Below are 25,607 nucleotides of genomic sequence, written 5' to 3'. Positions count from 1 at the left end.
CCCGGTCAGCGCTCGAAGCGCTGACCGATCAGCTCGGACTTCGCCCGGCTGATCATCCACAGCGTGTCGGCGCCGCCGCTGCGATCCCAGGCGATGCCCTGGCCCTCGCCCTCGATCGGGTAAGTCCCGACCAGTTCGAGCACCGAGCCCATCTTGGGCAGGCGCAGGGCATAGACCTCCTTGTGATCGTGGCCGGTGGCGTAGAGCAGGCCGTCCTTGCCCCAGCTGCCGCCCGACATGCTCATCGGCTCGGCCCGTTTGATCACGGCGGCTGGGAAGGTCCAGCCCTGGACCGGCTTCCAGGCCTCGTCGAACTTCACCAGCGTCGTCCAGTAGGAATTGCCATAGGGCTGCTGGCTCTGGCCGAAGACGCGGCTGTAATTGGCGAAGACGCCCCACCAGGCGCCGTCATGCTTGTCGAGCCAGGTGAGCGAGCCCAGCAGGATGCCGAAGCTGTGCGAGCCGACATGCTCGAGCGTCTGCGCATCCCAGATCTCGACCGAGCTGGTCATCGGCGATGCCGGGTAGTTGGAATGGGCGGCGTAGAGCTTGCCGTCGACCACCGCGCCGCTGTCGAGATGGATGATCGGGCCGTCCTCGGCCCCCTTCCATTCCTTGACCAGCGCGCCGGTCGCCTTGTCGTGCTTGGCGATGGCCCGGTCGGTGATCGCGTAGACATGCCCCGTATCGACGGCTGCGGCCTGACGGGCGGAGGGCGCCTTGAAGCGCGCGATCTCGACGAAACGACCGCTCGCAGACGTGGGCTTCTTGGCGGCTTCCTGCGCCAGCACAGGCGCCGCGACCAGAAAAGCGGCCAGCGCCGCCGCAACCTTGAGCTTCATCACCGTCTCCCCCCGCCTCGTCGGCTTCAGCCGCTCTCGGCATCGACCATGGGAGGCGGGGGTTAGGTGGTCAAGGTGACGGGCAGATGAAGCCGGCCCGTCACCTTGTCGGTTACTCGGCCGCTTCGACCTCGGGCCGCGCGCGGCCGGCGCGCTCGCGCTTGACCAGCTCGGCGACGAGGAAGGCCATCTCCAGCGCCTGCTCGGCGTTGAGGCGCGGATCGCAGAAGGTGTGGTAGCGGTCGTTGAGGTCCGCATCGGTCATGCCCCGTGCGCCACCGGTGCACTCGGTGACGTTCTTGCCGGTCATTTCGAGATGCAGGCCACCGGCATGCGTCCCCTCGGCCTGATGCACGGCAAAGAAGTTCTTCACCTCGGTCAGGATCAGGTCGAAGGGCCGGGTCTTGTAGCCGCTCGCCGCCTTGACCGTGTTGCCGTGCATCGGGTCGCACGACCAGACGACATTGCGCCCTTCCCGCTTGGTGGCGCGCACCAAGGCTGGCAGGTGGTCGAAGACCTTGTCGGCGCCGAAGCGGCCGATCAACGTCAGGCGGCCGGCCTGGTTCTGCGGGTCGAGCACATCGATCAGCTTGAGCAGCCCATCGACCGTGGTCGAGGGCCCGCATTTCAGACCGATCGGATTCTTGATGCCGCGGAAGAACTCGACATGGGCATGATCGAGCTGACGCGTGCGATCACCGATCCAGACCATGTGGCCGGAGGTGTCGTACCACTCGCCGCTGGTCGAATCCGTACGCGTCATCGCCTGCTCGTAACCGAGCAGCAGCGCCTCGTGGCTGGTGTAGAAGTCCGTGGTCCGCATCTCGGGATGCGTCTCCGGATCGATGCCGATGGCGCGCATGAAGTCGAGCGCCTCGGTGATGCGCTCAGCCACCTCCTGGTAGCGGTGCGACGCCGGCGAATCCTTGACGAAGCCGAGCATCCAGCGATGCGCCTGGTCGAGATTGGCGTAGCCGCCGGTCGCGAAGGCGCGGATCAGGTTCAGCGTCGCCGCCGACTGGCGATAGGCCTCGAGCTGGCGGCGCGGGTCCGGGATCCGGGACTCAGGCGTGAACTCGTTGTCGTTGATGATGTCGCCCTTGTAGCTCGGTAGCTCGACGCCACCGATCGTCTCGGTCGGGGCCGAGCGCGGCTTGGCGAACTGGCCGGCGATACGCCCGACCTTCACCACCGGAGAGCCGCCGGCAAAGGTCAGCACCACCGCCATCTGCAGGAACAGACGGAAGAAATCGCGGATGTTGTCGGCCGAGTGCTCGGCGAAGCTTTCGGCGCAGTCGCCGCCCTGGAGGAGGAAGGCCTCACCGGCTGCGACCTTGCTCAACGCCCGTTTGAGCTTGCGCGCCTCGCCTGCAAAAACGAGCGGCGGAAAGCCGGCGAGCTGCTGCTCAACCGCCTTCAAGGCTGCCTGGTCCGGATATTCCGGCAACTGCTGGACGGGTTTTGCCCTCCAGCTCTCGGGCGTCCACCGCTCGGACATCGTCTTGCTCCTGATTTCACATGTCGCGCCTGCGTTAACCTCATCTTGGCGCGAAGGGCGGCCTATACACCCGCAAGTGGCCGCTGGCCACCGCTACGGCAAGGGTGATGTGCCGCAGCGCAAAAGTTCGAAGCCCGTCAAGCGCTTGGCGCGGTCCGCTGCGATCGCGATTCAAACGCCTGAGAGCACGATTCAACCCGTTCGGACATTGATTCAACCGGCTCTGCGCCAGGAAAGGACGACCTCATGCCCAAGCGCAGCGTTTCCTCGGACCGGGTCTACAAGAGCCGGCTGCCCTTCGCCCAGGCGACGATCGCCGGCGATTTCATGTTCGTCTGCTGCGTCGGCGCGGACCAGCAGGGCAAGTATGCGACTGGCGATGCGAGGCGGCAGACGCAGCAATGCATCGACAACATCAAGGCCCTGCTCGATGAGGCCGGGGCGAGCCTGAAGGACGTGGTCAAGTGCACGGTGTACGTGACCGACCGGGCCTATTGGGAGCCGATGAACGAGGTCTATTTCGCAAACTTCGCCGAGGAGGCGCCGCATCGCGTCTCCTGCATCGTCAACGGGCTCGGCTCGCCCGACTGTCTCGTCGAGATCGACGCGACCGCCTATCTCGGCAAAGTGGAGTGAGGCAGAGCGATTTGATGCATCACCTGCATCAATCACTCCGGCATTTGCATTTCACTCCCGCACGCAAAGACCATTGTCTCCCTCGCGCGGCGCGGCCGAAGATGGCCGCGCAAACAACAACGCCCATCGCGGCGACGGGAGGAACCATGAGACGTCACGTTCTGGCGGCCGCTTTCGGCCTCGCCTGCGGCCTCGGCGCGGCACAGGCGCAGCAGGCGCAGGAGCCGATCTCCCTGCGCGGGATGGGCTCCTTCCATGTCGGCGGCAAGCTGGTCGAGATCTCCGGGCGGCCGGTGAAGGACGTGGTGTTCACGCCGGGCGGCACACCCGCTCGCGTCGATCCCAACGGCACCTACCAGACCGGGCAGATGTATGTGCAGTACTTCCTGCCGCAGAACGAGCGCGGCAGCGCTCCGCTGCTGCTCTGGCATGGCGGCGGCATGACCGGCGTCAACTACGAGACCACGCCCGACGGCCGCCAGGGCTGGCTCGAATTCTTCCTGCGCAAGGGCTGGTCGGTCTACAATTCGGATGCGGTCGAGCGCGGCCGCTCAAGCTGGGCGATGTACCCGGATGTCATCCCCGGCGAGCCACTGTTCCTGACCACGGCGAACCCGTTCGAACGCTTCCGCATCGGCGCAAGCGGCGGTTACGACGGCGATCCGGCCAAGCGGAAATACCTGCCGGGCAGCCAGTTCCCGGCCGAGGGCTACGACAACTTCGTCAAGCAGATCGTGCCGCGCTGGACCTCGACCGACCAGATGATCATCGATGCCTATATCGCCGAGGTCGACAGGGTCTGCCCCTGCGTGATCTCGTTCCACAGCCAGTCCGGCCAGTTCGGCTTCAAGGTGGCGCAGGCGCGGCCTGACAAGGTCAAGGCGCTGATCGCCGTCGAGCCGGCCGGCATCGGCGATCCGGCCAAGGCCGCGGCGCTGAAGGACATCCCCGTCCTGATGGTGTTCGGCGACTATATCGAGCAGGACGCGCGCTGGCCGACCATCCGCAAGACCGCGACCGATTTCGGCGACAAGATCAGCGCTGCCGGCGGCTCGGTGGAGGTCGTCAACCTGCCCGCCATCGGCATCAAGGGCAATTCGCACATGCTGATGATGGACAAGAACAACCTCGCGGTCGCGCAGGTGATCCAGGATTGGCTGGCGAAAAAGGGGCTCTACAAGTAAAGGCGCAGCCTCAGCCGTCCCGCGCCTCCTTGAGCAGCCAGTCGCGGAACAGGCGGATCTTGCGGGAATTGCGTCGTCGCGCCGGATAGGCCAGCCAGTAGTCCTGTCCGTCGCGCAGCATCACGTCGAAGGGCTGGACCAGGACGCCCTGGTTCAGCTCGCGTCGGAAGAAGGCCGGTTGAGCCATCACCGCGCCATTGCCGGCCAGCGCGGCCGTGACCTCGTATTGCTGCACGACGAGATCGATCCGGGGTTCATTGGGCAGGCTGGCCGACGAGAGCCCTGCCGCGGCGAACCAGCTGGCCCAGGATTTCGGGCAGCCGAAGCGCGGCACCGCCAGCAGGTCCGACGGCTCCGGGGCGCGGCCGAGGTGCCGGAACAGCCCCGGGCCGCAGAGCGGACTGTACTCGTTGGTCATCAGCCAGTGCGCCTCCAGCCCCGGCCACTGCCCGCTCCCGCGCAGGATCGCGACATCGCAATCGTCGGCCTCCGACTCACGCTGGATCGCCCGCGGGACGAGGCGGATGGCGAGGCTGGGGTTGGCGCATTGGAACAGGCCCAGCCGCGGCGCCAGCCAGTTCGCGGCGAGCGTCGGCATCGCCTGAATCGAGAGCACACCCTCCGCCGTCTCCGTGACGGCGGCGAAGGCGCCACGCAGGCCGTCGAAAGCGTCCGTCACAGAGATGCCCAGCCGCTCGCCCGCCTCGGTCAGGATGACGCGGCGGGCCTGGCGCTGGAACAAAGGCAGGCCGAGCCGCTCCTCCAGCAGCTTGATCTGATAACTCACCGCAGCCTGCGTCATGCCGAGCTCGGCTGCGGCGCGGGTGAAGCTGCCATGGCGGGCGGCCGCCTCGAAGGCCCGGACCGCGCTGAGCGGAGGCAGGCCTGTCACCAGGTCATTCATCAGCTGGCCTTATGTATCAGGCGTGAAATCCGGTTTGTCCTCAGGGCCGATCGGCAGCATCCCTGGGCACAACGAAATCCACTCCCAGGAGCCGCATCATGTCGGCCGAAGTTAGCAGAAACAATGGATATGTCAGCCTTATGCCTGTCCTGCAGGCCGTGCTGGCCCAGTGGCGCCGCATCCAGCGCAATCGCCTGGTCGGGCTCGACGACCGGCTCGAGCAGGAGGGGCTGACCGCTCACATGGCGCGCGATGTCGGGCTCAGTGATGCAAGCCTGATTTATGACAGCCGCCGCTCGGACCAGGAGGCCTGACAGCCGTCAGAGCGCGCTCTTACGCGGCGTGCGCATGGTGACGAGTTCCTCGGCCGCGCTCGGATGCAAAGCGACAGTGCGGTCGAAATCAGCCTTGGTCGCGCCCATCGTGACGGCAATGGCGACCGCCTGGATGATCTCGCCGGCGTCATGGCCGAGGATGTGGACGCCAAGCACCCGGTCGGTCTCAGCATCCACGACGAGCTTCATGTAGATGCGCTCGTTGCGACCCGAGATCGTCGCCTTCATCGGCCTGAAGCCAGTCTCGAAGATCCGCAGCTCACGGCCGGTCGCCATTGCTTGCTGCTCGGTGAGGCCGACGGTGCCGATCTCGGGCGTGGTGAACACGGCGGAGGCGACGAGGGTGTGCTCGACTGTCCACGGCTTGCTGCCGAAGGTCGAGTCGGCGAAGGCGTGGCCCTCGCGAATCGCGACGGGAGTGAGGTTGACGCGGTCGGTGACGTCGCCGACAGCCGCGATCGAGGGGACATTGGAGAGCGAGGCTGCATCGACCAGGACCTGACCGGTCGGGCCGAGCTTGACGCCGGCCGCCTCGAGGCCGAGCCCGGCCGTGTTCGGGCGGCGCCCGGTGGCGACGAGCACGACATCGGCATCGATCGGCGCGCCGTTGGCGCAATGGGCCCGGCGGCTGCCATCGGGCAGCAACTCGATCCGGTCGACGGTGCAGCCGAGCCGCAGGGTGATCCCGGCATGGCCGAGCGCGTCGCGAAGACGCGAGCGCAGATCCTCGTCGAAGCCCCGCAGGACATTGTCGCCGCGATGCAGCAGCGTGACGGCGACGCCGAGCCGGGCGAAGACGCTGGCGAATTCGAGTGCAATGTAGCCCCCGCCGATCACCAGCATGCGCTTGGGCAGGCTCGGAAGGTTGAAGACCTCGTTCGAGGAGATGCCGAGTTCGCCGCCAGGGATCGGCGGATCGAAGGCCGGGTGACCGCCGGTCGCGACCAGGATGTGACGGGCGCGGATCGTTTCGCCGCTCTTCAGCAGCTTGATCTCGTGCGGCCCGGCGACCACGGCACGCTCCTCGCGGATCTCGACCATCGCAGCGTCGAGCCCCTTGCGATAAAGGCCGGACAGTCTCGTTACCTCGTTGGCCACGGCATCGCGTAGCGTCGGCCAGTCGAATTCCGGCTTGCCGACCTTCCAGCCGAAGCCGGCGGCATCCTCGAACTCGTCGGCGAAGCGGCTGGCGTAGACGAAGAGTTTCTTGGGGACGCAACCACGGATGACGCAGGTGCCGCCGATGCGGTCCTCCTCTGCGATCATCACGCGGGCCCCATGGCCGGCGGCGATGCGGGCGGCGCGGGTTCCGCCCGATCCCGCGCCGATGACGAAGAGATCGACGTCGAATTCAGACATGGCTGTCCCCCTGCCGCGATGCGGCATCCCTGCAGAACAAGAGCGTGGCGGCGCCGAGCCCGGCGATCCACCAGCCCTGCCAGGCTCCGTGCCCGACGGTGGCGATCGAGAAGGCTGCCGCGAACAAGGCCAGGCGCGGCGCCTGTTCCGCCGCCGGCAGGCGCCGCAGCCAGGCGAGCAGCAAAAGGCCAGCCAGCGTCAGCAGGCCGGCCCCCACCGCGCCGGTCTCCGCCCAGGCCTGCAGCGGCATGTCATGCGGATGGCCTACCTCCAGCAGCGTCCGATGCTCCGCCGAGACCTCGGGGGCGACAGGGTGCAGGTGCATGGTCGCCGAGGTGCCGAAGCCGGCGCCGGCGATTGGCCGCGCCCGCGCCACCTCGCCGAAGCTGTCCCAGATGTCGATCCGCGCCTGGGCGCTCATGACATCGAGGCGATTGAGCACGAAGGACGGCACCAGCTTTTCGGCCATCGGACCGAGCACCGGGGCGACCGCCATGGTCAGGACGAATGCCAGCGCGGTACCCGCCAGAGCAATGCGGGGCGCGACGCGGGCGAGCGCCCAGCAAGCGATCAGCACCAGCGCTCCGAGCTTGGCGGCCTCGCTCTCGGAGCGGAAGACGAAGACGACCACGATCACCGCCAGCAGAGCCGCCAGAGCACGGTCGGGCAGGCCCGCGGCCGGCCGCGACCAGAGCGCGTGGACGGTCGGAGCGGCGAGCAGTAGCAGGACGACGGCCGGGCGATTGAAGACGAAGCTCATCATCTTGCCCGAACCGAGTGCAGAACGCTGAGACAGGCCGGAAGCGAGTTCGAAGACCAGAAGACCCGAAGCGACGATGATCGCCAGGGCGAGCGCCCGCAGCAGAACCGGGCTCCGCTGCAATTGCCCCGAAGCGGCGATGGCGAGCGCGAACACGATCGGGAGGACCAATTCGCCCCAAGCCCGCAGGGACATGGACGGGTTGTGACTCCAGCCGATCGAGACCAGCGCCCAGGCGAGGAAGGCCACGACCGCCAGCGCCAGCGGCGCCGAGAGCAAGGCCCGCAGGCGTGCGAGCACCGCGGTGGCCGGCCCCGACAGCAGCCCAGCGCCCAGGAAGGCCGCGGCGGCGAGCCCCAGCATGAGCGGAGCCGAGCGGTTCGCCAGCCACATGGCGAGCGGCATCAGCACGAGGCAGACCGCGCCTGCGACACGGAGGGCGCGCGCTGCCGCGGGCTCGCTCCCATGAGCGGGCAGGACCTTCGAACTGGCGGGCGGGGAGATCTGACTCATGCGCTGCGGCTTACGCGATGGGGGATGCCGCGCCTAGGGGCAACGGCGCCGACCGAACCTGCTCCGAGGCCGCTGCCGCCCCATGAAGACTTACGACCTTCGACGATGTCACCAGCCGCCTCTCGTCGAATTTTCCTGCGCTCGCAGGGCTCCGGAGCGAAACATCTTGACTTGTGATTATGCAATCAGGCGCAATTGATCCGCAGTCCGATGCGGTGCCACAGGCGAGCGTCGACAATCGGTGCGCAAAGCGCACCACTCGGGAGGTAACTATGCTCACGTCCTTCTTCAAGCGCGGGGCCGTCGCCGCCGTCGCTCTCACAGGCCTCACCACGGCTGCGTTCGCCCAGATGGAGCTGAAGATCATGGCTCCCGCCGCACCCGGCGGCGGCTGGGACGGCACGGCGCGCTCGATGCAGCAGGCGCTGACCGCTGCCGGCATCGCCAAGAGCGTCCAGGTCACCAACGTCACCGGCGCCGGCGGCACCATCGGCCTCGCCCAGCTGATCGGCGCCAAGGGTGACGGCCACCAGCTGATGGTCAACGGCTTCGTCATGGTCGGCGCCATCCTGCTCAACAAGTCGCCGGTGAACCTGTCGCAGACCACGCCGATCGCGCGTCTGACCGCCGAGGCGCTGGTCATCGTCGTGCCGACGGATTCGCCGATCAAGAACGCCAAGGACCTCGCCGAGCGCGTCAAGGCCGACCCGGCCAAGGTGACCTGGGCCGGCGGCTCTGCCGGCGGCGCCGACCACATCCTCGCCGCGCTCTTCGCAGAGGCCGCCGGCGGCGACCCGAAGAAGATCAACTACATCCCATTCTCGGGCGGCGGCGAAGCGCTCGCCGCCATGCTCGGCGGCCGCGTCACCGCCGGCATCTCGGGCTATGGCGAGTTCGAGGGTCAGATCAAGGCCGGCAAGCTGCGCGTGATCGGCGTCAGCGCAACCAAGCGCCTGGACAACGCTCCGGACGCCCCGACCCTGAAGGAAGGCGGCGTCAATCTCGAGCTGCTGAACTGGCGCTCGGTCGTCGCCCCTCCGGGCCTCAGCGACGCGCAGAAGAAGGATCTCTCCGGCGCGGTCGAAAAGCTGGTCAAGTCGAAGGAATGGGCCGAGATCCTCAAGGCCCGCGGCTGGGATGACGCCTATCTCGGCGCGGCCGAGTTCGACAGCTTCCTGAAGACCGAGACGGCACGCGTCAGCAAGGTGATGACGGATGTCGGCCTGGTGAAGTAAGGCCCTCCTGACACCTCAATCGAGGGCGGGCAGCCGCAAGGCCGCCCGCCCTTCGCACCTTCGCTCCAGACAGACGGTCGCGCCCATGTCCCGCACCATCGACCGCCCCGCCCTCATCGTCGGGTTCCTGCTTCTAGCGGTAGCGGCGATCGTCGCTTTCGACGCCTCGCGCCAGACCATCACGTCCAATTACGGCGTCGGGCCGACCGCGATGCCCTATGTCGTCTGCGCCGGAATGGTGCTGCTCGGCCTTGCGCATCTCTTTGTCGCCTTCAGAGACGGGCTGCCGAAGCCGGAAGCAGCCGATGGGCGGGCGCTGCTTTGGATCGTCGGCGGGCTTGTCGGACTGATCGCCTGCATCGCGCTGGGCGGCGGCTTCATCATCGCTACCGCGATCCTGTTCTCCTGCACGGCGCGCGGCTTCGGGCGTGACGCGCTCCTCGTCGACATCGCCATCGGGCTCGTGCTCGGCACCGCGATCTACCTGCTCTTCCTCAAGCTCCTGACCCTGTCGCTACCGACCGGGCCGCTCGAAGCGCTGCTGAGCTGAAGGAGCTAAGCACATGGACACCCTGCTCTCGCTCGCCAACGGCTTCTCTGTCGCCCTCGAGCCCTCGAAGCTGCTGTTCTGCCTGATCGGCGTCTTCCTCGGCACCGCCGTCGGCGTGCTACCCGGCATCGGCCCGGCACTCACCGTGGCGCTCTTGCTGCCGGTGACCTTCAAGCTCGATCCGGCCGGCTCGCTGATCATGTTCGCCGGCATCTATTATGGCGGCATGTATGGCGGCTCGACCACCGCGATCCTGCTCAATGCGCCGGGAGAGAGTGCCTCGCTCGCAACCGCGCTCGAAGGTTCGAAGATGGCCAAGGCCGGCCGCGGCGGCCCGGCGCTGGCGACGGCCGCGATCGGCTCCTTCGTCGCCGGCCTGATCGCGACGATCGGCCTTGCCTTCCTGGCGCCCTGGCTGGTCGAGATCGCGGTCAAATTCGGGCCATGGGACTATTTCGCCCTGATGATCGTCGCCTTCGTCACGGTCTCGGCGACCTTCGGCGATTCCCCGCTGCGCGGCCTGACCAGCCTGTTCCTCGGCATGATGCTGGGGCTCGTCGGCATCGACAAGCTGACCGGCCAGGCGCGGCTGACCTTCGGCGTGCCCGAACTGCTGAACGGCGTCGAGGTGACGACGCTGGCGGTCGGTCTCTTCGCGGTCGGCGAGGCGCTCTACGTCGCCTCGAAACGCTGGCGCGAGCCGGAGGAGATCATCCCGATCAAGGGCTCGCTGTGGATGACCAAAGAGGACTGGAAGCGCTCCTGGGCGCCCTGGCTGCGCGGCACGGCCTTCGGCTTCCCGATCGGCGCGCTGCCGGCGGGCGGTGCCGAGGTGCCGACCTTCCTGTCCTATTCGACCGAGAAGAAGCTCTGCAAATATCCGGAGGAGTTCGGCAAGGGCGCGATCGAGGGCGTCGCCGGGCCGGAGGCCGCCAACAACGCCTCGGCCGCCGGCACGCTGGTGCCGCTCTTGACGCTCGGCCTGCCGACCTCGGCGACCGCCGCGATCATGCTCGCCGGCTTCCAGCAATACGGGCTCAATCCCGGCCCGCTGCTCTTCGCCGAGAAGCCGGACCTGGTGTGGGGCCTGATCGCCTCGCTGTTCATCGCCAACGTCATGCTGGTGGTCCTGAACCTGCCGCTGATCGGCCTCTGGGTCCGTTTGCTGGCGATCCCGCAGCCCTGGCTCTATGCCGGCATCCTGGTCTTCGCGACCATGGGTACGCTCGCGGTCAATCCCTCGCCGGTCGAGCTCGGCATGCTCTTCGGCTTCGGCTATCTCGGCTACCTGATGCGGCGCTTCGACTACCCGGTCGCGCCGATGGTGGTCGGGCTGATCCTCGGGCCGATGGCGGAAGCGCAGCTGCGCCGCGCCTTGCAGATCAGCCTCGGCGATCCGATGATCCTGCTCGAGAACCCGATCTCGGCGACGCTGCTCGGCATCGCCTTCATCGCGCTGGTCGCACCCTTCGTGATGAGCGGGCTGAACAAGTTCAAGGCGGCCGAAGACTAGACTGACCGCGCGACGTGCGACCGGGGCAGCACGCCCCGGTTGCGCTTGAACAAATATGGCGTGACTGTGTTCTCCTCTTCACCGGCCCCGCGGCCCGTCGAGCGAGGATGAACCATGAGCGACACGACGCTGTCCCCCTCCACCGCCCCGCAAGCGCAAGCAGAACCCAGTCTCCATCGCGTAATGGGGCCTTGGCTTTTGCTCCTCTTCATCGTCGGTGACATCCTCGGCACCGGCATCTACGCGCTCACCGGGCAGGTGGCGAAGCAGGTCGGCGGCGTCGTCTGGCTGCCCTTCCTCGTCGCCTTCGTCGTCGCGATGATCACGGCCTTCAGCTATCTCGAACTGGTCACCAAGTATCCGCGCGCCGCCGGCGCGGCGCTTTATGCGCACAAGGCCTTCGGCGTCCATTTCATCACCTTCATCGTCGCCTTCGCGGTGATGTGCTCGGGGATAACCTCGGCCTCGACCGCCTCGCGCGCCTTCGCCGCCAACATGTCGCACGCCTTCGGGTTGAACCTCACCGGTGGCATCGGCATCACCCTGGTCGGCCTAGGCTTCATGGCGATCGTCGCGGCGGTGAACCTCCGCGGCGTCGGCGAGAGCGTGAAGGCGAACGTCGTGCTGACCTGCGTCGAGCTGACCGGCCTCCTGATCGTGATCTTCGTTGGCCTGTGGGCGATCGCAGCCGGCCAGGGCGACGTCTCGCGGATCACCCAGTTCAAGCCGGCCGGCGATGGCGGCCTGTTCTGGCCGGTGATCGCGGCGACCACCCTCGCCTTCTTCGCAATGGTCGGCTTCGAGGACTCGGTCAACATGGCCGAGGAGACCAAGGACCCGACGCGGATCTTCCCGAAGATCCTGCTCGCCGGCCTCGTCATCACCGGCGTGATCTATGTGCTGGTCTCGATCTCGGCGGTCACGCTGGTCGCGCCCGAGCAGCTCGGCGAGGGTGAGACGCCGCTGCTCAAGGTGGTCGCGGCCGGCGCGCCGAACTTCCCGATCTGGATCTTCGGCTTCATCACCATGTTCGCGGTCGCCAACAGCGCCCTTATCAACATGCTGATGGCGAGCCGGCTGGTCTACGGCATGAGTCGCGAGCACGTGCTGCCGCCGGTGCTCGGCAAGGTCCATCCGACGCGGCGCTCGCCCTATATCGCAATCGGCTTCACCACGCTGCTCGCTTTCGCGCTGATCACCTTCGTCGGCGAGGTGCCGGCGCTGGGCGGCACGACCGCACTGCTGCTGCTCTGCGTCTTTACGGTCGTCAACATCGCCGTGCTGATGCTGCGCAAGGACACGGTCGAGCACGAGCATTTCCGCACGCCGACAATCCTGCCGATCGCCGGGGCGCTGTTCTGCGCGTTTTTCGCCGGTCCGTGGACCGGACGCGACCTGGTCCAGTACAAGATCGCCGGCATCCTGATCGGTATCGGCGTGGTGCTCTGGTTCGTCACCGTGATGGTCAACCGCGCCAGCGGCGTGCGGCCGAGCGACCCGACGATGGAAGATCTCGGCGGCGGCGGGCCGGTGAACTGACGCTGGATCCAAACGAAAAGGCCGCCGGCGGGGGCCGACGGCCTTTTTCAATGGTCCCGAAGAGGAAGCTCAGAGCTGGTGGCCGCGCTTGCGCATCTCGGCCTGGAACATATCGAAGAGCCGGTTGCTGGTCGCCGTGCTCCAAGGTTCCAGCACCACGTAGATCTCTTCGAGAGCCCGCGTGCGGTTGGAAGTGTAGCGCTGGCCGACGGGCGAGTTGAAGAAGGCCATGACCTCCTTGAGATCGGCTTCCGTCATCTTGCTGGCGAAGATCCGGGTAGAGGAATCGAGCATCTCGTCGCGGCGCAAATCGGCCTCGGCCTTGAGCGTCGTCAGGACCTCTTCCATGTCCTTCTTCAACTCGGGCCGGGTCGCCAGGCTCGCCCGAACATTCCCAACGAACTCGGCGTACAACGACTCGATGGACTGCGACAGGCCGGAGAGGACTACGACCTCGCGCGCCGCTCTGAGATGATCCGGCGTCGGCGCCGGTTGCGCCGAAGCGGGCATGGCGAACAATGCGAGCGAAAGAAGCGCGCCTGCCAGGCTGTGACGGATCATGCGGTTACCCCTTCGTCGATCGTCCGGAATGCGGCGATTCCATTGTTCTCGTGCGGCAACGTCGCTGACTAGGTGCAGCCGCCGGCCGCTCTTAGAACATGTCCAGCCAAAGTGGAAACCACTTTTGCGGCCGTATCAGGTCGTCACGCGAGCCTTAACGGCGTTCGGCGTCAGGATCGCCGAGGACACGCACCCCGTCGGCTCCTGCGAGAAACGCCGCCGTCGCCAGGCCGAGGAACAGGCCGTGCTCGACGACGCCGGGAACCTGGTTGAGCGCGAGGCCCAGCACCTCCGGCAGTTCGATCCGACCAAGATGCGCGTCGAGGATGTAGTGGCCGCCATCGGTCAGCAGGATCGAACCGTCCGGACGCTTGCGCAGCTTGAGCTCGCCATGCGCGCCCGACGAGGCGATCGCAGCGGCAACCGCGCGGCGCGTCACCTCGAGCCCGAAGGGCACGACCTCGATCGGAAGCGGGAAGCGGCCAAGCGTCTCCACCTGCTTGCCGGTATCGGCGATCACGATCATGCGCTTCGAAGCAGCGGCGACGATCTTCTCGCGCAGATGCGCGGCACCGCCGCCCTTGATCAGGCGCAAGGCGCTGTCGATCTCGTCGGCGCCGTCGATGGTAAGATCGAGCTCGGGCGTCTCGTCGAGGGTCGACATCGGGATACCGAGACCGAGCGCCTGCGCCTGTGTTGCCTCCGAGGTCGCGACACAGAGCACCTCGAGGCCGGCGGCGACCTTCGCGCCGAGTCCGTCGACGAAGAGTTTCGCGGTCGAGCCGGTGCCGAGACCTAGGCGCATGCCCGGCCGCACCAGCTCCAGCGCCGCCAGCGCGGCGGCCTTCTTCAGATCCTCGCTCACGCGCCGAGCCCGCCCATCAGCATGTACTTGATCTCGACGAACTCCTCGATGCCGTGCAGCGAGCCCTCGCGGCCGAGGCCGGATTCCTTGACACCGCCAAAGGGCGCGACCTCGGTGCCGAGAATGGCCGAGTTGACGCCGACCATGCCGTATTCGAGCTCCTCGGCGACGCGGAAGGCGCGGCCGAGATCCTTGGTGTAGAAGTAGGCGGCGAGGCCGAAGGGCGTATCGTTCGCCATCGCGACGACCTCGTCCTCGCTCTTGAAGCGATAGACCGGCGCGATCGGCCCGAAGGTCTCCTCGCGCGTCACCAGCATCTTGGTGGTGACGCCGGAGATCACCGTCGGCTCGTAGAAGGTGCGGCCGAGCGCATGGCGCTTGCCGCCGACCATCACCTTGGCGCCGCCCGCGACCGCATCGGCGACGTGGCGCTCGACCTTCTCGACCGCACGTTCGTTGATCAGCGGGCCCTGCACGACGCCAACCTCGACGCCGTTGCCGACCTTCATCTTGGCGACCTCGCCGGCGAACTTGGCGACGAAGTCGTCATGGATGCCGTCCTGGACGAAGAGCCGGTTGGTGCAGACGCAGGTCTGACCCATGTTGCGGAACTTGGCGATGATCGCGCCCTCGACCGCCTTGTCGAGATCGGCGTCGTCGAAGACGATGAAGGGCGCGTTGCCGCCGAGCTCGAGCCCGACCTTCTTCACCGTCGTCGCCGCCTGCTGCATCAGGAGCTTGCCGACCGGGGTCGACCCGGTGAAGCCGATGAAGCGCACCGCCGGATGGCTGGTCATCACGCCGCCGATCGCGACCGCATCGCCGGTGACGATGTTGATGACGCCCTTGGGGAAGCCGGCGCGCTCGGCGAGCGCGACCAGGGCGAGCGCGGTCAGCGGCGTGTCCGGCGCCGGCTTGACCACAAAGGTGCAGCCCGCCGCCAAGCCCGGCGCGCATTTGCGGGTGATCATCGCCGCCGGGAAATTCCAGGGGGTGATCGCGGCGCAGACGCCGACCGGCTGCTTGGCGACGATGATGCGCGAGTTCGGGAAGGGCGAGGGAATGGTCTCGCCATAGATGCGCTTGGCCTCTTCGGCGTAGAACTCGACGAAGGAGGCGGCATAGGCGACCTCGCCGCGGGCCTCGGAGAGCGGCTTGCCCTGCTCGGCCGTCATGATCTGCGCCAGGTCCTCCTGGTTCGCCATGATCAGATCGAACCATTTGCGCAGGATGAGCGAGCGCTCCTTGGCCGATTTCTTCGCCCAGGGCTTGAAGGCGCGCGAGGCGGCCTCGACCGCAGCGGTGGTCTCGTCAGCACCGAAGCGCGGCACCTTGGCCAGCACCTCGCCCGTCGCCGGATTGTCGACCACATCGACGCCCTCGCCGATCCAGGCGCCATCGACATGGCACTGCGCGCGCAGCAGCGAGGGATCCTTGAGCGTGAGCATGCGAGCCTCCGGCGTCATGAACGGGTTGCCGGGGCTCTAGCACGCGCGAGGAGCGCTTGCCGATAGCAAAACGCCGCACCGCACGATCGGAGGCTGTTCGAAAATTTCCTCAGCCTTCGGCTGCGGCGCTACTTCGCCATCGGCGTGCAGACGACCTTGTCGTCGAAAACGTAGCAGACGCTGAGCTCGCCGGTGCGGACATTGGCGCGGAAGATGCCGCCCTCGCGCTCATGTCGCGACGGGACGAGGACATAGTCGCTCGGCGCTTGCGGGCCGGCCCCCTCACCCGCCGGGAAGCAGACGGTGACGCCGACGCCGCCCTCCTTGAGCTGGAACTGGCAGGCGCCGACCTCGCCCGTCGCCTTGTCGATGCGATAGACGCGATTGAGATCGGTCTGCGGCGCCGGAGCGAACTCGAAGGGGGCAGCCGACGCCGCCCCGAAAACCGGCAAGACGAACAGGCCGGCGCCCAGCGCCCGGGCAAGGGAGCTGCCAAAGGAGCTTCTGGAACAGCTCGACGATTTCGCCACCGCTACGATCCCTTTTGACGATTCGCCCGCACCCTATCATGCCGACCGAGCCGTATCACCGCGATTGCGGCCGGCTCGCGACGAGACGGAGCTGCTGTTGCCGAAGTGCCCTTGCCAAGCCGCACCGCCCAGCTTTTATGCGAGCTGATCACGCTACAGGATTGCCCATGTCCCTGCCCCCGATCGTCGTCTTCGATCTCGACGGCACCCTTGCCGAGACCGCTCCCGACATCATGCATACGCTCAACGTCATCCTCGAACGGGAGGGGCTGCCGGCGCTACCTGTCGAGCGGGCGCGTGAACTGGTCGGCGCCGGGGCGCGGGCGCTGATCGAACGCGGCTTCAAGGTCAGCGGCCGGCCGCTCGACACCGAGAAGCTCGAGCAGTTGTTCGAGGACTTCCTGGTGATCTATGCGGGCTCCGTTGCGAAGGACTCTTACGTCCATGACGGCGTGATTGCCGCGCTCGACGCGCTTGCGGCCGACGGCTTCGTCTTCGCCGTGTGCACCAACAAGCCGATCCTGCACACGCGGCTGATCCTCGACCATTTCGGCATCACCGGACGTTTCGCGGCGATCGCGGGCCGCGACAGCTTCCCCTTCTTCAAGCCCGACCCGCGCCATCTGACCCAAACCATCGCCGAGGCCGGCGCCGACCCGGCCCGCGCGGTCATGGTCGGCGATTCGCGCACCGACGTGGACACGGCGCGCGCTGCCGGGATCCCGGTGGTGTGCGTGCCGTTCGGCTATACCGACGTGCCGGTCGAGGCGCTCGCGCCCGATCTGGTGATCCAGCACTTCAGCGAGCTGCCGCGCGCGGTGCGCCGGCTGACCGATCGTGAGCCGGCACTCGCTGAGCATTCTTGACGGCGCAAGCCGACCCCACTAGGAACAGCGCGGTCCGGGCGGCTAGCTCAGCGGTAGAGCACTCCCTTCACACGGGAGGGGTCACAGGTTCGATCCCTGTGCCGCCCACCATTTTCTCCAAAATCGATACCATTGACCGCGCCCGGCAGCGCTGGAACCGCATGCCCGTTCAGCGGCAAAGCGGGCGCTGCACATCTCGTGCAATGTAGCCACCGAATCCTGGGCAGAGAGCGCGGGCGCGACCGGTTCGAGTCGCGAGGTCCTGCGCCGTCTCGGTTGAATGGGTGACTCACGACATGTTCGGATATCAGCACCGTGCCTCGCGCGCCCTCGGCGCGCTGGCCATCGCATGGAGCTTCGCCATCCCGTCGCTGGGGCGGGCGGAGGCGCCGGTCGCGGTCAGGGGCGGCGAGACCGTCACGATCGACGGCGTCCGCAGCATCCTCATCCGCGCCCCGCACCCCAAGGGCAGCGTGATCCTCTTGACCGGCGGCGACGGCCGTCTCGAGGTCGGGAGCGGTGCCCGCTTCGGGAAAGCCGGCGACAATGTCCTGATCCGCAACCGCGATGCCTTCGTCATGCAGGGCTACAACGTACTCCTCGCGGAACTCGGCACGAACCTCTCCGCGGCGGTCGACCATATGGCGGCACTCAAGCGCCCCGTCATCGTGATCGCGACCAGCAAGGGTACGCAGCGCGCCGCCCAGGGGATCGTGGAGGGCGCGATGCCGGACCGGCTCGTCCTGACCTCGGGCTTCCTGAGCAAGGCATCGGGGCCCGACGACAGCGTCCAGACGATTCTGGTGACGCCGAACCGGCTGCCGCGCACGCTGGCGCTGCACCATCGCGAGGATCGCTGCCGCTGGACGCAGCCGGCCGGCGTCGCCCCGTTCAAGGCCTGGGCCGGCGGGCGCGTCCAGGTCGAATGGATGAGCGGCGGGCAGGCCGACGAGGCCAATCCCTGTCGCTTCAGCGCGCATCACGGCTTCGCCGGGCAGGACGAGGAATTCGTCGCCCGCATCGTCAAGTTCATGATGCGCTGACGTTTCTCGGGTCAGCGCGAGCTCTTTTCGCTCGATAGAATGGAACGCGCGCTACGGCCGAAGGGCCGCGCAATGTTGGAGCAAGCCGACGCGACGACCACTCCGCCGGGGCCACCGTGGAGATCGGCGCATGCGATTCGGCACTGGGCAATCTGCGGCGTTCGCCGGCCGCGCCCTGCATACCTATCTCGATTTCGTTCAGCGGACGACGCGCTTCAAGCCGGCGATCCCGGGCGCGCGGCCCTGGGAGCGCAGCCGTGAGCCCTTCATCGCCCTGACCTGGCACGGCCAGCAGATGCTGAGCCTCGCCGCACTCGACGGCGCAGCCCAGGTTGCGATCCTGACCTCACTGCATTTCGACGGGGCTGTCGTGGCTTCGGTGGTGGAGCGCGCGGGCTTCCGCGTCATCCGCGGCTCGGGCACGCAGAGCCGCCCGAAGATCAAGGCCAAGCGCGCTATCCCCGCGTTCTTCGAGATGCGCGAGGCGCTGCGCGAAGGCACCAGCCTCGTCCTGACCGCCGATGTTCCGAAGATCGCGCGCGTCGCCGGTCGCGGGGCGGTCCAGCTGGCGCGCGCCACCGGCCGGCCGATCTATCTCTTCGCCGCGGTGACCAGCGCGCGCGTCGAACTCGACAACTGGGACAAGGCCAGCATCGCCCTGCCCTTCGGCCGTGGCTGTGTCCTCTGGTCAGAGCCGCTCTACGTCCGCCGGATGGCGGACGAGCGCGAGATGGGCCTGATCGCGCTCGATATTTCGAGCCAGCTCGACGACCTGCACGCCAAGGCACGCCGCCTTCTCGAGCGGCGCCGCTAGAGCCGAATGATTTCAGATGGAATCGCTTTGCGCTTCCATCTGAAATCTGACTCCGTCTCTCATCAAAGAGTTAGAGCAGGATTCATGCGAAAAACCGGTTCCCACTTTTTCGCATCCTGCTCTAGGATCGGAGCCCTGATTGTCCGAGACGTGTCAGCGGCCCGGTGGGGGGCAATCGGCCGGCGTGGGGCAGATCCTGCCGGGCGGACGCAGCTGCTCCTGCACACCCGCCGGCTCGATGACGATGCGGCTGAGATCGCCGGAAAGGCGCAGGCCGAGGCCGGAGGAAATCAGAACGATTCGGGCCCGCGACGAGGCCAGGATGGTGGCGTTGGCGCCGGCGAGGAAATGGGCGCTGCCGCCGAGGCTGGCATAGGTGCCAAAGACGTCCTCGCGCCGGTCGAGCCCGTAGACCAGCATGATCACCCGGCCGTAATCGGCGCCGAGCCCGATCCCGACCGACAGCGCCGACCAGGTCACCGGCATCGGGATTCCGTCGGAGAAGCGCAATTCGCCGCTGCCATGGCGCCCGCCGAGCACGAAGGAGCCGCTGAGCTCGCCGCCGATGATGTACGCGTTCGGCTCGCCGAAGAGTGCGAGCGAGCGCTCGATCGGGATGCTGACCGTCTTGGACGCGGTGTCGAACACGCCTTCGACCAGCCTGGAGATGTCCTGCCGCGAGGTCGTCGGCAGCTGGCCGGCCCGGACCTCGCCCTTCGTCACGGCCCCCTGCGCGAGCGCCAAACCGGGCACGAGAACGAGCAGCGCGGCCAACAGGAGCTGCAACCCGGACCATCTCGACATGACGCGCGTCGCCGGCATCAGGCCGGCAGCTCCGGAAGAGAGTTGAACGGCAATGGCGATACGGTCCATGCAGAGACAGGAAGAGGCGAGCGCCCGGTTCCGCAAGCCATACCCGCATCGAGGTTCCGTGACGACTCGCAACGCTGCATCGATCCTGCGCCGGACTTGGCCAACAGGCCAGCTGGCCGAGACACCACGGCATAGCGGCGCCCCCCGGCCATGACCTCGCTGTCGCGTGCCCTCACCCTGCGTCTATCGCTGCTCGGCATCGTCCTGTTCACCGCCTTCATCGGCGCTGTCATCGCCTTCGCCCTGATCACCGAGGATCCTGGCGCCCTGCGCAATGACGTCACCTCCCAGATCATCCGGCAAGGCGTGCGCCAGCCCTCCGGCACCGCCTTGCAGGTCGAGAAGACCGCGGGCCTGACCCGGATCGAGCGCACCAGCCCCGGGCTTTGGTATCTGGTCTCGGATGGACGTTCCGTCGTCGAGTATGCGCCAGAGTTGCGGCCCGGCCTGCCGATCGACATCCGGCTCGATGGTCCCACAATTGCCGCGCAGATGCGGGTCGGCGGCGATAACGCGCTCGCCTTCGACGTGATCGAGAAGGACGGCAACCGCTTTATCGTGGCGACCGGCGGCGGCCGGCCGGGCTGGGACCTGATCCTCGGCTATTATCTGCGTGCGATCGCCTGGTCCGCACTGGCGATCTCGGTGATCTTCGGTCTTTTGATCACAGGCGCGATCGCCATGTCGGTGTCCTATATCAGCGCCCGGCTGCGCAGCGCCGCGGAGGCTGCGGCCCGGATCGATCCGAGGGCACCGCGCGGCCTGTTGCCGACCGAGGAAACCCCGGTCGAGCTGATGCCGCTGACCACGGCGCTCAATGCCGCCCTCGACCAGATCGCCGGAAACATGGAGGTGCAGCAGCGCTTCATGAACAATGTCGCACACGAGCTGCGCACGCCGTTGACCGTGATGCGCGGCCGGATCGACGCGCTCCCGCACGATCAGATGCGGCTGGCGCTCACCAACGATGTCAGCCGGTTGACCACCATCGTCTCGTCGATGCTGCAGCTGGCGCGCCTGCACAGCACCGAGCTCCCCTTCGAGCCGCTGCAGCTCAACGGCCTCGCCCGCGCGGTGCTCGCCGATCTCGCCCCGTTGATCCTGAGCAACGGCGCCGATGTCGCGCTGGAGGAGGAAGGCGATCGCCGATCGTTGATCGAGGCCAACGAGCCGACGGTGCGCGCGGCCATCGCCAATCTCGTCGACAACGCACTGCGCCATGCGCAGGCGAAATCGACGATCCTGGTGACGGTGATCGACGGCGCCGTGGTGGAGGTCGCCGATGCCGGGGTCGGCATCGAGGCTTCCGACCGTTCGCAGGTGACCGAGCCGTTCAACCGAATGTCGCCGAACTCGACCGGCGCCGGGCTCGGCCTGACGATCGTGCGCGACATCATGGCGGCCCATGGCGGGACGCTCACCATCCTCGGCCGGCCGGGCGGCGGCACCATGGTGCGGCTGGTCTTCCCGCCACGCGAGGCCGGAGGCGCCTGAGGCGCGGCGCTTCCATTTAAATCGCTCGTCATTCCGGGGCTTCGCGCAGCGAAGAGCCCGGAACCCAGAACCGATGCCAGCAGTAAAGATGGCGCTGCCGTCGACGCAATTTTTTTGGAGAAGGTAGCGGTTCCGGGCTCAGGCCTGTCGGCCTGCCCCGGAAAGACGGCCTGGTTTCCCGCTGAGCAGTTTCAGCTCACCGGCTCCGACACCCTCAGCATGTAGCCGATGCCACGTAGCGAGGTGATCTCGACACGGGCGCCGGCTTCCTTGAGCTTGCGCCGCAAACGCGAGATCTGCGCCTCCAATGTGTTCGACTCGATCTGGTCGTCGAAGCCGTAGACCGCCTCGATCAGGACGTCGCGGGTGACGACGCGACCGACGCGCTGGACCAGCGCTTCGAGGATCAACGCCTCGCGCCGGCGCAGATCGAGGAGTTCAGAGCCGACCGAGGCGCAGCGGCCCTCGAGATCGAGCGAGAGGTTGCCGACCGTGATCACCAGCGATCGCTTGGGATTGCGCCGGCGCATGATAACCCGCAGGCGCGCCAGCAGCTCCTCAGGCTCGAAGGGTTTGATCAGGTAGTCGTCCGCCCCGCCGTTCAAGCCCTCGATCACATCGGCCTTGGCGTCGCGGGCGGTCAGGATCAGGAAGGCGGGCCGCGTATCGGAGTTGCTCAGCGCCTTGACGATCGACAATCCATCGCCATCGGGCAGGCGCCGGTCGACGATGACGATGTCGAAGGGCGTCGAGCGCAGGGCCGCCAGCGCCGAATCGATCGTGGTCGTGCGATCGGCGATCAGCCCGGCATTGGTGAGGAGCGAGGACAGGAAAGCCATCAGCTGAGGCTCGTCCTCGACGATCAGTGCGCGCATTTATGGGTCAAATCGGGGTGCTAAAGGTCAAATCTGGGTGCACGGATGGAACGTGATGCCGGAATAGGGGCGAAATATCCAGACACATCACGCTCCATCCATGCCTTGGCGCGGCTGGCGAGCCGCAAGGTGACCCGGGTCGGTCTCCCAACCCGGGATTCCGAAGATCAGAACCGGTAGTTCAGGCCGGCCTTGACGAGATGCTCGTTGACGCCGACGCGGGTACGCCCATTGGCAAACTGGAAGTTCTGCTTGCCGAGCGAGACGTAGTTGTATTCGAGCTTGGCGGAGAGGTTGTCGGTGATGCCGTATTCGGCACCGGCGCCGACGACATAGCCGACCTTGCTCTTCTCCTTCGACACCAGGCCGTCGCTTGCCTTCAGGCTGCCATAGGCGACGCCGCCCAGGCCGTAGACCAGGAAGCGGTCGAAGGCGAAGCCGGCTCTAGCCTTCAGCGTGCTGACATAGCGCATGTCGGCGCTGGCGCCGCCGGTGCGCTTGGCGCCCTTGCCCATCCCGTTCATCGAGATGTCAGCCTCGACACCGGTGACGAGCCCGCCCATCTGGAGGTTGTAGCCGAGCTGGCCGCCGAGCAGGATTTCACTGCGGCTTTTTTTGGCGGTTCCCTCGAAACGGTCGAAGGCGCCGCCGGCATGAATACCGGCATAGATGCCGTTCCAGTTATAGGCCCGCGGCTGGGAATAGACCGGCTGGTATTGCTGCACACGCGCGGGACGATCGGCCGCCATGGCCGGGACCGCGAGGACGGCCAGCAGGCCGAGGCCGACCATCGGGATGAGACGCTTCATCAAAGACTCCTTGCGGCGGCTTGGTCGCCGCCGACGCATCAGGCCAGACAAGTGAGAGACGGATTCACCGATCAGGTTGGTCCAACCTGATCGGATCCGGCTCTTGCGACCGCAGGTCCGTTCATCGGACCGGGTCAGCACGGCGCAGATTGCGGGCGAAGATTACGGCAACGTTGCCCGCTATACGGGAACGCTCCGGAAGGGATTCCTGGAGTCTTACGGCGAGGTGCTGGAGACGGGCCCGCGCAAAGCGCTCAGTTTCGCGCGATCGGTCCCGCTTGCTGCTGTGCGTCTCGCGCGCCATTCGCCCATTCGGCCAGCGGGGCGGTCGCCATGAACTGCTCGATCGCGAGCAGGGTGATGTCGCCGGAATGGCCGGAGCGGCGCAGGCCGAGGATCAGGCGGGCAAGCCATTCGCGATGCGGATTCTCGAACGGCCCATAGATCGGGCCGACCTGCCGCCAGGCCTCGTGAAAGGCTGTTCCCAGAGCAGCGAGCTCTTCAGGCCCCGCATCGAATTGGCAGGTAGGCATGGCGAACCTCCCGGCGTTTCGCAGAAGCGGACCAGAGCCGGCCCGGCTTTGCAATCGGAAGTTGCCCCTCGATCTGGAGATTAGGCGAACGACTGGTTAACGGCAATCGGAGAGGTCTTCGCGAAGGACGCACGATCCCGCGAGGGCGTCCGGCCTACTCGAACTTCGTCGCCAGCCCCTTGTTCGGCTTCTCCATCGCGTCCGCCGGCAGCAATAGCTCAGCCTCGGCCGCCTCCTTCGACGTTGGATAGAGTTGGATCAGATTGCGCAGCGCAGCACGCGCCTGCGCATAGAGCTTTTTCTTGATGTATTGTGTCTCGATCCGGTCGAACTCGCGCCTGGCCTGATCGTTTGCGGCTCCGGGATCCCACCAGCGCTGCCCAGGCTTCTGGGCGTAGAATTTCCCGGCGGGAGAAATGGTGACGGTGACCCCGCTATAGCTCCAGCCGTCCCAGCCGCCCTGCGTATCGACAGCGCCTGTGACGGGGACGTTGAAGGTCCTCGCCACGGCCCAGAGGAAGAGCAGGCCGCGTCCTTTCGGATCACCGGTGTACTCACCTCTGTGACCATCCAGCTCCTCTTCGCTGGCGCATCCGCAGCCATGGATTTCGATCCTGGCCAGAGGCGCGAATGCCCCCCGCAGCCCACCATATTCCCGCGCGACCGACGAGCGCCCCTTCAGGCCAGGAAAATTGAACCTGCCAGCATTGCCATGAGCGAGGAGGCGCAGGACTTTGATCCGATTTCCGCCCGCTATATTCGCTGCAGATATGATCGCGTCGACTGCCTTCCGAGGCGAAAAGCTCTCTCGTATCCCGGTGTGCCCCGTCGGCAAAAAGTCGGGCCCACCCTGCTTCAAATTGAACTCATGGATCATTGTGGGATCCTCCAGATAGACGGCGTGCACCGCAACTTCCTGGGCCATTTGTGTCCCACCTCAAGGCAATATCCGGTTTGCGCCTCGGCGCCGTCTTAACGACAGACCGGGCCTGTCGCTTCTCTAGCGCTACGCGAAACGCACCGCGTCCTTCATTCGGGGGAGCCGCGGGCGCGCGTCGCCACACTCCCGCCCGAAAACCGCCCAGATCGCGCCAAGCGGTATCCAGACGCCTACGTCTGTTGCAGCCCCGCAACGGGCGCCTCGAAAGCTCGAAAGGTCGCGCCGATGTGAACGCACATCGATTGAACGACAGCCTTCGCTCTGCCAGAGATTTGGGGAATTGTTGACGTTTTTCTGTCACCTTTCTCCCGCCCGCCACCCCGCAATCCCTTCCGAGGCCGCCATGCTCCGCTTCTTCCGTTTGGCCCTGATCGCCGGTACGGCCATCGCGGCCACGGCGACCGCCGCAGTCGCCGAGATCGACCCGCTCACCCGCCAGCCGCTCGTCACCTATGTCGACCCTGCCAAGGCGCAGGCGACCGCGATCCCGCGCGAGGTCGTCTCGTTCAGCGGCACCTATCGCCCCGGCACGATCGTGATCAACACGAGCGAGCGCCGCCTCTATTTCGTCCTGCCCGACGGCAAGGCCGTCCGCTACGGCGTCGGCGTCGGCCGCCCGGGCTTCGACTGGGCCGGCTCGCAGACCGTCACCCGCAAGGCCGAGTGGCCGGGCTGGACCCCGCCGGCCCAGATGCTGAAGCGCCGTCCCGATCTGCCGCGCTTCATGCCCGGCGGCCCGGAGAACCCCCTCGGCGCCCGCGCCATGTATCTCGGCTCGACGCTCTACCGCATCCACGGCTCGAACGAGCCCGAGACGATCGGCCAAGCGGTCTCCTCGGGCTGCATCCGCATGCTGAACGAGGACGTGATCGACCTCTACGAGCGCGCCAAGGTCGGCACCCGCGTCGTCGTCGCCCGCTGAGCGGCGGCCCTATCGGACTTTGGAAAGGCCGGCTTCGCGCCGGCCTTTTGTTTGCTTCGACGATGCTGGACGACAGGGCAGGAGGCAGCATCCGCTTTCGACCCATTCCGGACGAATAGAAGATCTGTTTTCGGGCAGATCGGTCGCGCCGGGCAGCGTGGCTAAT

Annotated in this window: 26 protein-coding genes and 1 tRNA gene; 13 read left to right on the top strand and 14 right to left on the bottom strand. The window is 66.8% G+C overall.

Annotated elements, in window-relative coordinates:
- Window positions 1–5: 5 nt before the first annotated feature.
- Window positions 6–842, bottom strand: a complete 837-nt coding sequence (locus tag ASE66_RS14225) for a hypothetical protein (protein WP_057190273.1) — start codon at window positions 840–842, stop codon at window positions 6–8.
- A gap of 112 nt (window positions 843–954) precedes the next feature.
- Window positions 955–2,340, bottom strand: coding sequence for a class II 3-deoxy-7-phosphoheptulonate synthase (locus tag ASE66_RS14220; protein ID WP_057190272.1), 1,386 nt, complete (start codon window positions 2,338–2,340; stop codon window positions 955–957).
- A 246-nt stretch (window positions 2,341–2,586) separates the two neighbouring features.
- Here ASE66_RS14220 and ASE66_RS14215 point away from each other — a divergent pair, with 246 nt between their 5' ends.
- Together ASE66_RS14215 and ASE66_RS14210 are read left to right on the top strand one after the other, a co-directional pair.
- Complete coding sequence (locus tag ASE66_RS14215; protein ID WP_057190271.1) at window positions 2,587–2,976, top strand: RidA family protein; 390 nt, start codon at window positions 2,587–2,589, stop codon at window positions 2,974–2,976.
- A gap of 146 nt (window positions 2,977–3,122) precedes the next feature.
- The gene (locus tag ASE66_RS14210) at window positions 3,123–4,160 is read left to right on the top strand and encodes an esterase (protein ID WP_057190270.1); all 1,038 of its coding nucleotides are present in this window, start codon (window positions 3,123–3,125) and stop codon (window positions 4,158–4,160) included.
- 10 nt (window positions 4,161–4,170) lie between these two features.
- Here ASE66_RS14210 and ASE66_RS14205 read toward each other — a convergent pair whose 3' ends face one another.
- Window positions 4,171–5,064: a LysR family transcriptional regulator gene (locus tag ASE66_RS14205; protein WP_057190269.1), complete on the bottom strand. Its 894-nt coding sequence runs from the start codon at window positions 5,062–5,064 to the stop codon at window positions 4,171–4,173.
- 140 nt (window positions 5,065–5,204) lie between these two features.
- Here ASE66_RS14205 and ASE66_RS32105 point away from each other — a divergent pair, with 140 nt between their 5' ends.
- Window positions 5,205–5,378 (top strand): hypothetical protein, encoded by a 174-nt coding sequence (locus ASE66_RS32105; protein WP_156412154.1) that lies wholly within the window; start codon window positions 5,205–5,207, stop codon window positions 5,376–5,378.
- 6 nt (window positions 5,379–5,384) lie between these two features.
- On the opposite strand, the gene gor is transcribed toward ASE66_RS32105, so the two are convergent.
- Both gor and ASE66_RS14195 read right to left on the bottom strand, forming a co-directional pair.
- Window positions 5,385–6,758, bottom strand: a complete 1,374-nt coding sequence (gor, locus tag ASE66_RS14200) for a glutathione-disulfide reductase (protein WP_057190268.1) — start codon at window positions 6,756–6,758, stop codon at window positions 5,385–5,387.
- A complete protein-coding gene (locus tag ASE66_RS14195) occupies window positions 6,751–8,031 on the bottom strand; it encodes an O-antigen ligase family protein (protein WP_057190267.1) in 1,281 nt (426 codons plus the stop codon). The genes gor and ASE66_RS14195 overlap by 8 nt, the downstream gene beginning before the upstream one ends.
- A gap of 272 nt (window positions 8,032–8,303) precedes the next feature.
- Here ASE66_RS14195 and ASE66_RS14190 point away from each other — a divergent pair, with 272 nt between their 5' ends.
- The 4 genes from ASE66_RS14190 (at window position 8,304) to ASE66_RS14175 (ending at window position 12,868) form a co-directional block, all read left to right on the top strand.
- On the top strand, window positions 8,304–9,266 hold the full coding sequence (locus ASE66_RS14190) for a Bug family tripartite tricarboxylate transporter substrate binding protein (protein WP_057190266.1): 963 nt from the start codon (window positions 8,304–8,306) through the stop codon (window positions 9,264–9,266).
- An 85-nt stretch (window positions 9,267–9,351) separates the two neighbouring features.
- Entirely contained in the window at window positions 9,352–9,816 is a 465-nt protein-coding gene (locus ASE66_RS14185) for a tripartite tricarboxylate transporter TctB family protein (protein WP_057190265.1), read from the top strand.
- Window positions 9,817–9,829: 13 nt separating this feature from the next.
- Window positions 9,830–11,329 carry a tripartite tricarboxylate transporter permease gene (locus ASE66_RS14180; protein ID WP_057190264.1) on the top strand — a complete coding sequence of 500 codons (1,500 nt, stop codon included), beginning with the start codon at window positions 9,830–9,832 and terminating at the stop codon, window positions 11,327–11,329.
- A 114-nt stretch (window positions 11,330–11,443) separates the two neighbouring features.
- Window positions 11,444–12,868: an APC family permease gene (locus ASE66_RS14175; protein WP_057190263.1), complete on the top strand. Its 1,425-nt coding sequence runs from the start codon at window positions 11,444–11,446 to the stop codon at window positions 12,866–12,868.
- Window positions 12,869–12,937: 69 nt separating this feature from the next.
- Here ASE66_RS14175 and ASE66_RS14170 read toward each other — a convergent pair whose 3' ends face one another.
- From ASE66_RS14170 to ASE66_RS14155, 4 genes are all read right to left on the bottom strand, one after another.
- Entirely contained in the window at window positions 12,938–13,429 is a 492-nt protein-coding gene (locus tag ASE66_RS14170) for a DUF2059 domain-containing protein (RefSeq protein ID WP_057190262.1), read from the bottom strand.
- A gap of 154 nt (window positions 13,430–13,583) precedes the next feature.
- Window positions 13,584–14,294, bottom strand: coding sequence for a ribose-5-phosphate isomerase RpiA (gene rpiA, locus ASE66_RS14165; protein ID WP_057190261.1), 711 nt, complete (start codon window positions 14,292–14,294; stop codon window positions 13,584–13,586).
- The gene (locus ASE66_RS14160) at window positions 14,291–15,742 is read right to left on the bottom strand and encodes an NAD-dependent succinate-semialdehyde dehydrogenase (RefSeq protein WP_057190260.1); all 1,452 of its coding nucleotides are present in this window, start codon (window positions 15,740–15,742) and stop codon (window positions 14,291–14,293) included. Before ASE66_RS14160 ends, rpiA begins: the two co-directional genes overlap by 4 nt.
- Window positions 15,743–15,870: 128 nt before the next feature.
- A complete protein-coding gene (locus tag ASE66_RS14155; protein ID WP_244494924.1) occupies window positions 15,871–16,215 on the bottom strand; it encodes a hypothetical protein in 345 nt (114 codons plus the stop codon).
- Window positions 16,216–16,439: 224 nt separating this feature from the next.
- On the opposite strand from ASE66_RS14155, the gene gph reads away from it, so the two are divergent.
- The 4 genes from gph (at window position 16,440) to ASE66_RS14135 (ending at window position 18,995) form a co-directional block, all read left to right on the top strand.
- Window positions 16,440–17,138 carry a phosphoglycolate phosphatase gene (gene gph, locus ASE66_RS14150; RefSeq protein WP_082613435.1) on the top strand — a complete coding sequence of 233 codons (699 nt, stop codon included), beginning with the start codon at window positions 16,440–16,442 and terminating at the stop codon, window positions 17,136–17,138.
- Window positions 17,139–17,174: 36 nt separating this feature from the next.
- A tRNA-Val gene (locus tag ASE66_RS14145) sits at window positions 17,175–17,249 on the top strand.
- Between the two features lie 185 nt (window positions 17,250–17,434).
- Window positions 17,435–18,181 (top strand): alpha/beta hydrolase, encoded by a 747-nt coding sequence (locus ASE66_RS14140; protein ID WP_244494918.1) that lies wholly within the window; start codon window positions 17,435–17,437, stop codon window positions 18,179–18,181.
- Between the two features lie 130 nt (window positions 18,182–18,311).
- Complete coding sequence (locus ASE66_RS14135) at window positions 18,312–18,995, top strand: lysophospholipid acyltransferase family protein (protein WP_057190258.1); 684 nt, start codon at window positions 18,312–18,314, stop codon at window positions 18,993–18,995.
- Window positions 18,996–19,148: 153 nt separating this feature from the next.
- On the opposite strand, the gene ASE66_RS14130 is transcribed toward ASE66_RS14135, so the two are convergent.
- Complete coding sequence (locus tag ASE66_RS14130) at window positions 19,149–19,799, bottom strand: EipA family protein (protein WP_162262485.1); 651 nt, start codon at window positions 19,797–19,799, stop codon at window positions 19,149–19,151.
- A gap of 219 nt (window positions 19,800–20,018) precedes the next feature.
- On the opposite strand from ASE66_RS14130, the gene ASE66_RS14125 reads away from it, so the two are divergent.
- Window positions 20,019–21,362, top strand: coding sequence for a sensor histidine kinase (locus ASE66_RS14125; protein WP_057190256.1), 1,344 nt, complete (start codon window positions 20,019–20,021; stop codon window positions 21,360–21,362).
- Between the two features lie 191 nt (window positions 21,363–21,553).
- On the opposite strand, the gene ASE66_RS14120 is transcribed toward ASE66_RS14125, so the two are convergent.
- From ASE66_RS14120 to ASE66_RS14105, 4 genes are all read right to left on the bottom strand, one after another.
- Window positions 21,554–22,237 carry a response regulator transcription factor gene (locus tag ASE66_RS14120; protein ID WP_057190255.1) on the bottom strand — a complete coding sequence of 228 codons (684 nt, stop codon included), beginning with the start codon at window positions 22,235–22,237 and terminating at the stop codon, window positions 21,554–21,556.
- Window positions 22,238–22,404: 167 nt separating this feature from the next.
- Window positions 22,405–23,046 carry an outer membrane protein gene (locus tag ASE66_RS14115; protein ID WP_057190254.1) on the bottom strand — a complete coding sequence of 214 codons (642 nt, stop codon included), beginning with the start codon at window positions 23,044–23,046 and terminating at the stop codon, window positions 22,405–22,407.
- Window positions 23,047–23,300: 254 nt separating this feature from the next.
- Entirely contained in the window at window positions 23,301–23,579 is a 279-nt protein-coding gene (locus ASE66_RS14110) for a hypothetical protein (protein ID WP_057190253.1), read from the bottom strand.
- 154 nt (window positions 23,580–23,733) lie between these two features.
- Window positions 23,734–24,504, bottom strand: a complete 771-nt coding sequence (locus ASE66_RS14105) for a hypothetical protein (protein WP_057190252.1) — start codon at window positions 24,502–24,504, stop codon at window positions 23,734–23,736.
- Window positions 24,505–24,862: 358 nt separating this feature from the next.
- On the opposite strand from ASE66_RS14105, the gene ASE66_RS14100 reads away from it, so the two are divergent.
- Window positions 24,863–25,441, top strand: coding sequence for a L,D-transpeptidase (locus ASE66_RS14100; protein WP_057190251.1), 579 nt, complete (start codon window positions 24,863–24,865; stop codon window positions 25,439–25,441).
- Window positions 25,442–25,607: the final 166 nt, after the last annotated feature.

It is taken from the genome of Allobosea sp. Root483D1 (genome assembly GCF_001429505.1).
Classification (GTDB): domain Bacteria; phylum Pseudomonadota; class Alphaproteobacteria; order Rhizobiales; family Beijerinckiaceae; genus Allobosea.
The sequence above is the reverse complement of the archived record's forward strand: the minus strand, read 5'-3'. Positions and strand labels throughout refer to the sequence as shown.

What these genes read in the sequence shown, in the direction of transcription:
- ASE66_RS14225 (WP_057190273.1), bottom strand. Translation starts at nt 842, where the DNA reads ATGAAGCTCAAGGTTGCGGCGGCGCTGGCCGCTTTTCTGGTCGCGGCG.
- ASE66_RS14220 (WP_057190272.1), bottom strand. Translation starts at nt 2,340, where the DNA reads ATGTCCGAGCGGTGGACGCCCGAGAGCTGGAGGGCAAAACCCGTCCAG.
- ASE66_RS14215 (WP_057190271.1), top strand. Translation starts at nt 2,587, where the DNA reads ATGCCCAAGCGCAGCGTTTCCTCGGACCGGGTCTACAAGAGCCGGCTG.
- ASE66_RS14210 (WP_057190270.1), top strand. Translation starts at nt 3,123, where the DNA reads ATGAGACGTCACGTTCTGGCGGCCGCTTTCGGCCTCGCCTGCGGCCTC.
- ASE66_RS14205 (WP_057190269.1), bottom strand. Translation starts at nt 5,064, where the DNA reads ATGAATGACCTGGTGACAGGCCTGCCTCCGCTCAGCGCGGTCCGGGCC.
- ASE66_RS32105 (WP_156412154.1), top strand. Translation starts at nt 5,205, where the DNA reads ATGCCTGTCCTGCAGGCCGTGCTGGCCCAGTGGCGCCGCATCCAGCGC.
- gor (WP_057190268.1), bottom strand. Translation starts at nt 6,758, where the DNA reads ATGTCTGAATTCGACGTCGATCTCTTCGTCATCGGCGCGGGATCGGGC.
- ASE66_RS14195 (WP_057190267.1), bottom strand. Translation starts at nt 8,031, where the DNA reads ATGAGTCAGATCTCCCCGCCCGCCAGTTCGAAGGTCCTGCCCGCTCAT.
- ASE66_RS14190 (WP_057190266.1), top strand. Translation starts at nt 8,304, where the DNA reads ATGCTCACGTCCTTCTTCAAGCGCGGGGCCGTCGCCGCCGTCGCTCTC.
- ASE66_RS14185 (WP_057190265.1), top strand. Translation starts at nt 9,352, where the DNA reads ATGTCCCGCACCATCGACCGCCCCGCCCTCATCGTCGGGTTCCTGCTT.
- ASE66_RS14180 (WP_057190264.1), top strand. Translation starts at nt 9,830, where the DNA reads ATGGACACCCTGCTCTCGCTCGCCAACGGCTTCTCTGTCGCCCTCGAG.
- ASE66_RS14175 (WP_057190263.1), top strand. Translation starts at nt 11,444, where the DNA reads ATGAGCGACACGACGCTGTCCCCCTCCACCGCCCCGCAAGCGCAAGCA.
- ASE66_RS14170 (WP_057190262.1), bottom strand. Translation starts at nt 13,429, where the DNA reads ATGATCCGTCACAGCCTGGCAGGCGCGCTTCTTTCGCTCGCATTGTTC.
- ASE66_RS14160 (WP_057190260.1), bottom strand. Translation starts at nt 15,742, where the DNA reads ATGCTCACGCTCAAGGATCCCTCGCTGCTGCGCGCGCAGTGCCATGTC.
- gph (WP_082613435.1), top strand. Translation starts at nt 16,440, where the DNA reads ATGTCCCTGCCCCCGATCGTCGTCTTCGATCTCGACGGCACCCTTGCC.
- ASE66_RS14140 (WP_244494918.1), top strand. Translation starts at nt 17,435, where the DNA reads ATGTTCGGATATCAGCACCGTGCCTCGCGCGCCCTCGGCGCGCTGGCC.
- ASE66_RS14135 (WP_057190258.1), top strand. Translation starts at nt 18,312, where the DNA reads ATGCGATTCGGCACTGGGCAATCTGCGGCGTTCGCCGGCCGCGCCCTG.
- ASE66_RS14130 (WP_162262485.1), bottom strand. Translation starts at nt 19,799, where the DNA reads ATGTCGAGATGGTCCGGGTTGCAGCTCCTGTTGGCCGCGCTGCTCGTT.
- ASE66_RS14125 (WP_057190256.1), top strand. Translation starts at nt 20,019, where the DNA reads ATGACCTCGCTGTCGCGTGCCCTCACCCTGCGTCTATCGCTGCTCGGC.
- ASE66_RS14120 (WP_057190255.1), bottom strand. Translation starts at nt 22,237, where the DNA reads ATGCGCGCACTGATCGTCGAGGACGAGCCTCAGCTGATGGCTTTCCTG.
- ASE66_RS14115 (WP_057190254.1), bottom strand. Translation starts at nt 23,046, where the DNA reads ATGAAGCGTCTCATCCCGATGGTCGGCCTCGGCCTGCTGGCCGTCCTC.
- ASE66_RS14110 (WP_057190253.1), bottom strand. Translation starts at nt 23,579, where the DNA reads ATGCCTACCTGCCAATTCGATGCGGGGCCTGAAGAGCTCGCTGCTCTG.
- ASE66_RS14105 (WP_057190252.1), bottom strand. Translation starts at nt 24,504, where the DNA reads ATGGCCCAGGAAGTTGCGGTGCACGCCGTCTATCTGGAGGATCCCACA.
- ASE66_RS14100 (WP_057190251.1), top strand. Translation starts at nt 24,863, where the DNA reads ATGCTCCGCTTCTTCCGTTTGGCCCTGATCGCCGGTACGGCCATCGCG.